The organism is Microbacterium sp. CPCC 204701, from assembly GCF_004010105.1.
Lineage (GTDB): Bacteria > Actinomycetota > Actinomycetes > Actinomycetales > Microbacteriaceae > Microbacterium.
In genome coordinates this window covers 1-7,136 of the sequence record NZ_RRYE01000146.1, presented here as the reverse complement: position 1 = coordinate 7,136, position 7,136 = coordinate 1, and the positions used below count along the sequence as shown (strand labels likewise).

The window sequence follows — 7,136 nt, the reverse complement described above, 5'->3', positions numbered from 1 at the left end:
CGCGTCGCGCTCGACACGGGCAAGCCCGTCGGCTTCGGCGTGCTCACACTCGACGACGAGGCGCAGGGCATCGCACGCGCCGGATTGCCCGGCTCCGAGGAGGACAAGGGCCACGAGGCCGCGGACGCCGCGATCCGCACGGCGCTCGTGCTGCGGGCACTCCGACAGGCTCAGTGACCGGGACCGGGCTCCGTGACCGGGCCGGGGTCACTGGCGCTCCGGGTGAGGGGCGCCTTCCTGGCGCCGGCCTGGGGATGGGCCTAGCGTGACGAACATGGAAATCCTCCGTCACATCGTCGTTCTCATCCATCTCGTCGGGTTCGCGGTGCTCTTCGGATCCTGGGTCGTCGAGGCCGTCGGCGGCAAGCACCGGATCACGCGCCTCATGCACTGGGGACTCGCGATCGCCGGTATCGCCGGCCTCATCCTGGCCGCCCCGTGGGGCGGCGCCGACCTGGACTACGCCAAGATCGGCGTGAAGCTCGTCATCCTCCTCATCATCGGCGCGCTGCTCGGCATCGGCAGCGGTCGGCAGCGCAAGACCGGATCCGTCCCGCCGGCGATCTTCTGGTCGATCGGCGTGCTCACGCTCGCGAACGCCGCGATCGCCGTGCTCTGGACCTGACACACGCGAGAACACAGACGGATGCCGCGGCCCGAGTGCCGCGGCCCGAGTGCCGCGGCACCCGTCTGTGTCCGGCCATGGTCAGGGCGCCGAATGCAACGGCATCGCCGCACCTGCCCGCCCCGTCCGCTCGTCAACACTGGTTGACAGGTTGCATGCCCGTCAACTACGGTTGACGACGACGGATGCCGCGACCGCCGCATCCGGATCGACCGAGGAGCGAGCGATGAGCGGGGACGAGATCCTCACCCTGATCGGTGCGGCGGGCGAGCGCGAGCCGCTCGCCGAGCTGCGCCGTCTCGCCGAGGTGCGGCGCGAGCTCGCCCGCGCCGAAGAGGTGCAGGTGCGCAGGGCCCGCAACCTCGGCTTCTCATGGCAGGCCATCGCGAGCGCCCTGGGCGTGAGCAAGCAGGCCGTCCACAAGAAGTACGGTCGAAGGTAAGCCCCTTCACGAACGAGGTACACCATGCCCTCCGCCGACATCGACGAAGCTCCCGCCCGCGAGTCCACCCCGGCTCGCAGCATCCGGAACCGCCGCGGCAAGACCGACGACGGACCCCGCGCCACATTCGGACAGCTGCTGCCGTACCTCTTCGAGCACAAGCGCACACTCGTCGTCGTCTCGGTGCTCAGCGTCCTGGGGGCGATCGCCACCCTCGTGCAGCCGCTGCTCGTCGGGCAGGTGATCGAGCGCGTGCAGGGCGAGCTGCCCCTCGGCTGGCTGCTGTGGGCCCTCGTCGGCTTCGTCATCGCATCGTCGCTCATCACCGCCTGGCAGCACTACCTGCTCCAGCGCACGGGCACCGCGGTCGTGTACTCGAGCCGCCGCCGGCTGATCTCGCGGATCCTGCACCTGCCGATCAGCGAGTTCGACGCGCGCCGAACCGGCGATCTCGTCTCGCGGGTCGGCAGCGACACCACCCTGCTCTACGCCGCGCTCACGCAGGGCCTGGCCGACGCGATCGGCAACGCCCTGCTGTTCGCCGGCGCCCTCATCGCGATGGCCCTCATCGACTGGGTGCTGCTCGCGATCATCGTGGTCGTGCTCGGTGTCTCGGTGCTGGGCGTCACCGCGCTCAGCGGTCGCATCCGCACGGCCTCGACCGAGCAGCAGGAGAAGGTCGGTGAACTCGCGTCGGGCGTCGAGCGCGCAGTCGGCTCGATCCGGACCGTGCGCGCCGCGGGCGCGACCGCGCGCGAGGTGGCATCGGTCACCGAGCGCGCGAGCGACGCGTACCGCGTCGGCGTGCGGATCGCGAGGGTGTCGGCGCTCGTCGTGCCGATCGCCGGCGTCGCGCTGCAGGTGTCGCTGCTCGTGGTGATCGGCTTCGGCGGCTTCCGGGTCGCCACCGGCGCCATCACGATCGCGAGCCTCGTGATGTTCATCATGTTCCTCTTCCTGCTCATCGCCCCGCTCGGCTCGTTCTTCGGGGCGATCACCTCCGTCAACCAGGCGCTCGGCGCGCTCGGCCGCATCCAGGAGGTGCTCGACCTGCCCACCGAGTCGCACGACGACGCCACGATCGCCGCCGCGGTGCAATCGGCGGATGCCGCCGACCCGTCGTCGCGCGCCGAGATGAGGAGGGATGCCGAGATGAGGGTGGATTCGTCCGGGGTGCCCCTCGGTTCGGCGCATTCCCTCACGTCGGCACCGGCGATCGAGTTCCGCGACGTGCGCTTCCGCTACCCCGAGGCCGTGGTGCGGGCACGGCGGAAGGCAGAGTCCGAGGCGCTCGCGCTCCTCGAGAACGCGCACGTCGACACCTCGTCGCTGACGTTGTCCGACCTCGACTCCTCGGGTTCGGGGCAGATTTCGTCCGTCGGGGCGGAGGTCATCCGCCCCGACGCCGAACATCCGCCGCACACCCGGGATGAGGATCGGGTGGCGGTCGACGGCGAGGTGCTGCGCGGGGTGTCGTTCGCGGTGCCGCGCGGCGCGCGCGTCGCGCTCGTCGGACCCTCGGGGGCCGGCAAGAGCACCACGCTCGCGCTCATCGAGCGGTTCTACGACCCGACCGGCGGCGCCATCCTCCTCGACGGAGTCGACGTCCGCGCGATCGACCGCGCCGACCTGCGCGCACAGCTCGGGTACGTCGAGCAGGATGCCCCGACCCTGGCCGGCACGCTCGGCGACAACCTGCGACTGGCCTCGCCCGAGGCATCCGACGCCGAATGCGAAGCCGTGCTGCGCGCCGTCAATCTGGGCGAGGTGCTCGACCGGAACCCGCTCGGACTCGACGCGCCCGTCGGCGAGAGCGGGGTCATGCTCTCCGGCGGCGAGCGTCAGCGGCTCGCGATCGCGCGCGCGCTGCTCGCCGCTCCCCCGATCCTGCTCCTCGACGAGTCGACGTCGTCGCTCGACGGACTCAACGAGCAGCGCATGCGCGATGCGATCGACGCCGTCGCCGCGGGCCGCACTCTCATCGTCATCGCGCACCGACTCTCCACCGTCGTCGACAGCGACCACATCGTGGTCTTGGACCACGGCCGCGTCGTCGGCCAGGGCACGCACTCCGAACTCGTCGAGTCGACGCCGTTGTACCGCGACCTCGCGAGGCACCAGCTGCTCGTGTGAGCCGGCGCCCCATCCGCCACAACGAAGTAGGCGCCCGGCCCCTCTGCCAAGAAGAGGGCCGGGCGCCGGTCTGGAAGGGCTCGAAGAGCGAGCCCCGGGTCAGGAGCGCTGCAGCCGGTAGCGCAGCGCGGCGAGCTCGGCCCACAGCGGCGCGGGTACGCGCCCCTCGAACGTGCGGTAGAACTCCTCGGTCAGGTCGGCCTCGCGCAGCCACGACTCGCGGTCGATCGCGAACAGCTCATCGAGGTCTTCCTGCGTGACGTCGAGGCCGGTCAGGTCCAGGTCCTGTGCGCGCGGAAGGCGTCCGATCGAGCTGTCGACCGCGGGCACCTCGCCCTCGATGCGGCGGATGATCCAGTCGATGACGCGCGAGTTGTCGCCGAACCCCGGCCACAGGAAGCGGCCGTCGGAGCCCTTGCGGAACCAGTTCACCTGGAAGACGCGCGGCGCGCGGTCGAAGCGCAGCTTCTGCCCGACCTTGAGCCAGTGCGCGAAGTAGTCGGCCATGTTGTAGCCGCAGAACGGGAGCATCGCGAACGGGTCGCGACGCAGCTCGCCGACCGTGCCCTCGGCGGCCGCGGTGCGCTCAGACGACACGTTCGACCCCATGAAGACGCCGTGCGTCCAGTCGGTGGCCTCGACGACGAGCGGTACGTTCGTGGCCCGTCGCCCGCCGAACAGGATCGCGTCGAGCGGCACGCCCTGCGGCGCGTCCCAGTCGTCCGCGATCTGCGGGCACTGGGCGGCCGCGACGGTGAAGCGCGAGTTGGGGTGGGCGGCAGGACGACCGGATGCCGGCGTCCAGGGCTTGCCCTCCCAGTCGATGAGGTCGGCCGGGGGCTCGTCGGTGAGGCCCTCCCACCACACGTCGCCGTCGGGGCGCAGCGCGACGTTGGTGAAGATGGTGTTGCCCCACAGCGTCTCGATCGCCGTGACATTGGTCGACTGCCCCGTTCCGGGCGCGACGCCGAAGAAGCCGGCCTCGGGGTTGATCGCCCACAGGCGGCCGTCTTCGCCGGGCCGCAGCCACGCGATGTCGTCGCCGAGCGTCTCGACGCGCCAGCCGGGGATCGTCGGCCGCAGCATCGCGAGGTTCGTCTTGCCGCACGCCGAAGGGAACGCCGCGGCGATGTGGTACGCGCGGCCGGCGGGGTCGATGACGCGGATGAGCAGCATGTGCTCGGCCAGCCACCCCTCGTTGCGGCCGATGACCGAGGCGATGCGCAGCGCGAAGCACTTCTTCGCGAGGATCGCGTTGCCGCCGTACCCTGAGCCGTACGACCACACCTCGAGCGTCTCGGGGAAGTGGACGATGTACTTCTCGTCGTTGCACGGCCACGGCACGTCCCGCTGACCGGGTTGAAGCGGCGCACCCACGGAGTGGACCGTCTTCACCCACGGCGCGCCGGCGGCGACCTCGCGCACGACCTCGGTGCCGACGCGCGTCATGATCCCGATCGACGCGACCGCGTACGCGCTGTCGGTGACCTGCACCCCGATATGCGACAGCGGTCCGCCGACCGCGCCCATCGAGAACGGCACGACGTACATCGTGCGGCCCGTCATCGAACCCTCGAACAGCGGCGTGATGGTGGCACGGATCTCGTCGGGCGCGATCCAGTTGTTCGTGGGTCCCGCGTCCTCTTCGCGCTCGGAGGCGATGAACGTGCGCGCCTCGGTGCGCGCCACGTCGCTCGGGTGCGAGCGCGCCAGATACGAGCCGGGCCGCCATTCCGGGTTCAGCTTGATGAGCTTGCCCTCGTCGACCATCTCGCGCAGCAGCGCATCGTTCTCGGCGCGCGACCCGTCGACCCAGTGGATGCGGGCCGGCTGGGTGAGCGCCGCGATCTCGTCGACCCATGCCAGAAGGTCGGCCATGCCCTCGCCCTGGATCGTCGGCACCTCGCCATACGTCCGCGTGACGGCGGGACGGCCGGATGCGGAGGCTTCGCCCCGGGTGAAGATGTCGGCAAGAGCCATGGTGTCGCTCCTCTTCGATTCGACGTGCAGATTCGTGCTCTGCCTCCACTTTCGCGCGATTCGGATGCCTCTTTGCAAGGTTGTGCTCGTCAAGAGTGGCGATTCTTTCGCTACGATCAAGGAATGCCGCCCACATCGCTCGAACTGTCGACCCTCGGCCACCGCATCCGTCATCAGCGCCTCGCCCACGGGTACACGCTGGACGAGCTCGGTGCGCTGGTCGGCGTCGCGGGAAGCCAGCTGAGCCTCATCGAGAACGGCAAGCGCGAGCCGAAGCTGTCGCTCCTGCAGGCGATCGCGTCGGCAACGGGCGCCGACGTCGCCGACCTCCTCTCAGCCGAGCCTCCGAACCGGCGCGCCGCGCTGGAGATCGAGCTCGAGCGCGCACAGTCCGGCTCGGTGTTCCGTCAGCTCGGCATCGCCCCGGTCAAGGTCACCAAGGGAATGAGCGACGAGACCATCGAGTCGATCCTCGGTCTGCACCGCGAGCTGCAGCGTCGCGAGCGCGAGGCGATCGCGACACCCGAGGAGGCGCGCCGTGCCAACACCGAGCTGCGGCTGAAGATGCGTGAGCTCGACAACTATCTGCCCGACATCGAGAAGCTCGCCGAGAAGCAGCTGAAGGCCGCGGGCCACGTATCGGGAGCGTTGACGCACCGCACCGTGAGCATCATGGCCGAGAAGCTCGGCTTCGAGCTGATCTACGCAGGCGACCTGCCGCACTCCACCCGGTCCATCACCGACGTCGAGCACGGCCGGATCTATCTGCCTCCCGCATCCATCCCCGGCGGGCACGGCCTGCGATCGATGGCCCTGCAGGCCATGGCGCACCGCCTGCTCGGCCACAAGCGCCCGACCGACTACGCCGACTTCCTGCAGCAGCGGCTCGAGATCAACTACTACGCGGCCTGCTGCCTGATGCCCGAGACGGCGTCGGTGGCGTTCCTGCAGCAGGCGAAGAAGGACCGCAACCTCGCGGTCGAGGACTTCCGCGACGCGTTCGGCGTTACGCACGAGGCGGCGGGGATGCGTCTGACCAACCTCGCGACCACGCACCTCGGCATCCGTCTGCACTTCCTGCGGGTCGACGGCTCGGGAGCGATCACGCGCGTGTACGAGAACGACGACCTGCCGCTGCCGATGGATGTGACGGGAGCCGTCGACGGTCAGATCGCGTGCCGCAGGTTCTCTGCACGGTCGGCATTCTCGGAGCAGAACCGCACGACCGAGCATCACCAGTACACCGACACGCCGGCGGGCACCTACTGGTGCTCGACGCAGACCGGCACCACCTCCGCCGGCGAGTTCTCGATCACCGTCGGCGTGCCGTTCGACGACGCGCGGTGGTTCCGGGGCCGCGAGACCCAGAAGCGGGCGACCTCGACATGCCCCGACGAATCGTGCTGTCGCCGTCCGCCGGCCGACGTCGCCGAACGCTGGTCGGGCAAGGCGTGGCCGAGCGCCCGCGTGCACATGCAGATGTTCTCGCCGCTCCCCCGGGGCGCGTTCCCGGGGGTCGACGACAACGAGGTCTACGACTTCCTCGACCGCCACGCCCGAAGCGGGGCTACGCCGTGATGAAGTCCCGGTAGCGGTCGAGGGCGGCAGCGATCTCGGCATCCGTCGCCGCGTCCGGGCTGAACAGCTCGGGCACCGGGTCATCGGCGTGCCGCCGGACCGCGACGGAGTGGGTCCACACGCCGACCACCTCACCGCGCGCGACGAGGATCGGCCGCACGATCCCGTTCATCGACGGACCGATCGCCGCGAGGAACTCCGGTGCGCAGGGCACGGTGCGGTCGACGTACGACAGGTAGTACTCCTCGAACGGCGGCAGCGCGACGACCTCGGGGGCCGCGCCGTCGGGCTGCGGCGCGGGCTCGACGACGTACTTCGGCTCGGGTTCGTCGGCCACGAGGGTGAGGCGGTCGGATGCCGCCTCCGCCGCGCTGCGCG

Annotated in this window: 7 protein-coding genes; 5 read left to right on the top strand and 2 right to left on the bottom strand. The window is 70.4% G+C overall.

The window, feature by feature from the left end:
• The 4 genes from EIO58_RS10070 to EIO58_RS10055 form a co-directional block, all read left to right on the top strand.
• Positions 1-177, top strand: a 177-nt coding sequence (locus tag EIO58_RS10070; RefSeq protein ID WP_205789213.1) for a 6,7-dimethyl-8-ribityllumazine synthase, incomplete at its 5' end; no start/stop codon positions are given.
• Between the two features lie 97 nt (positions 178-274).
• Complete coding sequence (locus EIO58_RS10065) at positions 275-625, top strand: Fe-S protein (protein ID WP_127819425.1); 351 nt, start codon at positions 275-277, stop codon at positions 623-625.
• Between the two features lie 226 nt (positions 626-851).
• Positions 852-1,067: an AsnC family protein gene (locus EIO58_RS10060; protein WP_127819424.1), complete on the top strand. Its 216-nt coding sequence runs from the start codon at positions 852-854 to the stop codon at positions 1,065-1,067.
• Between the two features lie 24 nt (positions 1,068-1,091).
• On the top strand, positions 1,092-3,200 hold the full coding sequence (locus EIO58_RS10055) for an ABC transporter ATP-binding protein (RefSeq protein WP_127819423.1): 2,109 nt from the start codon (positions 1,092-1,094) through the stop codon (positions 3,198-3,200).
• A 99-nt stretch (positions 3,201-3,299) separates the two neighbouring features.
• On the opposite strand, the gene EIO58_RS10050 is transcribed toward EIO58_RS10055, so the two are convergent.
• On the bottom strand, positions 3,300-5,180 hold the full coding sequence (locus EIO58_RS10050) for a phosphoenolpyruvate carboxykinase (GTP) (protein WP_127819422.1): 1,881 nt from the start codon (positions 5,178-5,180) through the stop codon (positions 3,300-3,302).
• Between the two features lie 123 nt (positions 5,181-5,303).
• Between EIO58_RS10050 and EIO58_RS10045 the strand changes: the two genes are divergently transcribed.
• A complete protein-coding gene (locus tag EIO58_RS10045; protein WP_127819421.1) occupies positions 5,304-6,758 on the top strand; it encodes an XRE family transcriptional regulator in 1,455 nt (484 codons plus the stop codon).
• Here the strand turns inward: EIO58_RS10045 and EIO58_RS10040 are convergent.
• Positions 6,748-7,136: DNA glycosylase AlkZ-like family protein (locus EIO58_RS10040; protein ID WP_164861624.1), on the bottom strand; the 389-nt coding region annotated here is incomplete at its 5' end. The genes EIO58_RS10045 and EIO58_RS10040 overlap by 11 nt on opposite strands.